The 3,122-nt window shown below is 69.3% G+C and carries 1 protein-coding gene; it reads left to right on the top strand.

Going from position 1 to position 3,122, the window contains the following annotated elements; translation table 11 throughout:
• A partial coding sequence (locus AB0G84_RS36135) for a condensation domain-containing protein (protein WP_361330942.1) occupies window positions 1–3,122 on the top strand: 3,122 nt, incomplete at both ends.

Here is a 3,122-nt window from a genome sequence, read left to right as displayed (position 1 = left end):
CTGGCTCTGCACCCGGTGCGGGACGTGGACGTCCCGTGGGACGAACGGGCGTCGGCCCGCCCGGCGTATGTGCTCTACACGTCGGGCTCCACCGGTCGACCCAAGGGTGTCGTGGTCGAGCACCGGGGCCTGGCCAACCTGGCCCAGGTCTACAGCAGCGGATCGGCCCTCTTCACGACGGCGCTCAAGGCGCTCGGTGAGCGCAGGCTCCGGGTCGCACACACCGCTTCGTGGTCCTTCGACGCCTCGTGGGACCCGATGCTGTGGATGATCGACGGGCACGAACTGCACCTCATCGAGGACGGGGCCCGGCACGACGCCGAGGCGCTGGTGCACTACGTCCGTGAGCAGCGGATCGACTACATCGACGGAACGCCCTCGTACGTCCAGCAACTCCTCTCGTTCGGACTGCTGGAACCCGGCGGCCATGTACCGCTGATGGTGGTCGTGGGCGGCGAGGCCGTTCCGCAGGCGCTGTGGGACGAACTGGCGGCCTGCCCGACAACGGTCGCCTACAACACCTACGGCCCGACCGAGTGCACGGTCGACTCCATCGACGGCGAGATCACGGACCAGCCGCAGCCGGTGATCGGGCGGCCGATCTCGCGGGTGCGCGCCTACGTACTGGATGCGGGTCTGCGTCCGGTGCCGGTGGGGGTGGCCGGTGAGTTGTTCGTGGCGGGTGCGGGGCTGGCACGGGGCTACCTCGGGCGTCCGGGCCTGACCGCGGAACGCTTCGTGGCCGACCCCTTCACGGGCTCCGGTGCACGGATGTACCGCACCGGCGATGTGGCGCGCTGGTCGCCCACCGGCGAACTGGAATTCCTCGGACGCGCCGACGACCAGGTGAAGATCCGCGGCTTCCGCATCGAACCCGGCGAGATCGAATCCGTCCTGTCCCGACACCCGGGCATCGGCCAAGTCGCGGTGGTGGTACGCGAAGACCGCGCCGGGGACCGCCGGCTGGTGGGGTACGTGGTCCCCACCGCCGGGAATGCTTTGGACGCTGCGGATGTCACGGATACGGCGAACACGTCGGCGGACGTGGTGAACACCGTGGACGCTGCGGATGGCACGGACGCCTTGGACGTCGCCGAGCTGCGGACCTTCGCGGCAGGGGCGCTACCGGCCTTCATGGTGCCCTCGGCGTTCATGGTGCTGGACGCCCTCCCGCTCACAGGCAACGGCAAGCTGGACCGACGAGCCCTCCCCGCACCGGACCACACAGGCACCACCGGCGGACGCACCGCACGCAACCCGCGCGAAGAGATCCTCTGCGGCCTGTTCGCCGAAGTCCTGGGACTGCAAGACGCACACGGCACAACGGGCACATCGGGCGCGTCGGGCGCGTCGGGTACGTCGGGCGCATCGGGTACGTCGGGTGCGTCCCGCGTGGGCATCGATGACGACTTCTTCGCACTGGGCGGGCATTCACTGCTGGCGACCCGGCTGATCAGCCGCATCCGCGGGGTCTTCGGCGTGGACGTACCCGTACGAGCCCTGTTCCAGTCACCAACCGTGGCCGCACTCTCCACCCTCGTCGAAGCGGGCGCAGGCGCGGGCACCCGCCCGGCCCTGACCGCCACCACCCCCAGACCGGAAGTCCTGCCGCTCTCCTTCGCACAGCAGCGACTGTGGTTCCTCTCCGGCCTGGAAGGGATCAGCGGCACCTACAACATGGCCATGCCCCTACGCCTGTCCGGCTCCCTGGACCCCGATGCGCTACGGGCCGCACTGAGCGATGTCATGCTGCGCCACGAGAGCCTGCGCACCCTCGTCACCGAGGCCGACGGCGAGCCCGTTCAGCGCATCATCGCCCGGTCCGATCTCGTAGTCGACTTCCAGGAACGGCCGGTTGCCGATGAAGAGGAACTGGCACGGCTGTTGACCGCCGAAGGTGCACGTGGCTTCGACCTGTCCATGGACCTGCCACTGCGAACGCGACTCTTCGCGGTGTCCGACACCGAGCATGTGCTGCTGCTGGTGATCCACCACATCGCCTGCGACGGATGGTCCCTGGCACCGCTCGTCCGCGACGTCTCCCACGCCTACGCCGCCCGATGCGCCGGCGAGCAGCCCGACTGGGAGCCGCTGCCCGTCCAGTACGCCGACTACGCACTCTGGCAACGCGAACTCCTCGGACACGAAGACGACCCCGACAGCCTCGCCGCCCGCCAACTCACCTACTGGCGACAGCAACTCCACCACAGCCCCGACCTCTTGAGCCTTCCGCTCGACCGTCCCCGCCCGGCGACACCCAGCCACCGCGGCGGAATGGTGCCGTTGCGGCTGGACCAGCACACACACCACCAGATAGCGGAGTTGGCCCGGGCGTGCGGCGTCAGTGTCTTCATGGTCGTCCAGGCCGCCTTCGCCGCACTGCTCAACCGCGTGGGCGCCGGCACCGACATACCCGTGGGCGTCCCCGTCGCCGGCCGCACCGACGAAGGACTCACCGACCTGGTCGGCTTCTTCGTCAACACCCTCGTCCTACGCAACGACCTCACCGGCGACCCCACCTTCCGCGAACTACTCACCCGCACCCGCGACACCAGCCTCGCCGCCCTCGACCACCAAGACCTCCCCTTCGACCGCCTCGTCGAAGTCCTCAACCCCACCCGCTCCACCGCCTACCAACCCCTCTTCCAGGTCATGCTGGCCCTGCAGAACAACGCCGACGCCGCTGTGGAGCTGGCCGGACTGGGCGTCCAGGAGGAGCGGCTGGATGTCGGGGCCGCCAAGTTCGACATGTCCTGGAGCCTGACCGAGCGCTTCGCCGAGGACGGGAGCCCCGCGGGGGTCGACGGAGACGTCGAGTACGCGGCCGACCTGTTCGACCGCGAAACGATCGTGGCGATGGTGGAGCGGTTCCGGCGGCTGGTCGCCGCGGTCCTCACCGACCCGGAGATCCGGCTGAGCGGGATCGACGTCCTCAGCGAGGACGAACACCACCGGGTACTGCGGGAGTGGAACAACACCGACGTCCCGCTTCCCCTGACGAACGTCCCCCAGCTGTTCCAAGACCAAGCAGCACGCACACCCGACGCCCACGCCGTCATCTGCGCCGGAAGCGCACTGACCTACAAAGAGCTCAACGCCCGCGCCAACCGCCTCGCCCACCA

The organism is Streptomyces sp. NPDC020742, from assembly GCF_040641675.1.
Lineage (GTDB): Bacteria > Actinomycetota > Actinomycetes > Streptomycetales > Streptomycetaceae > Streptomyces.
Note: the sequence above shows the minus strand (reverse complement) of the source record. Positions and strands in the feature narration are given on the sequence as shown.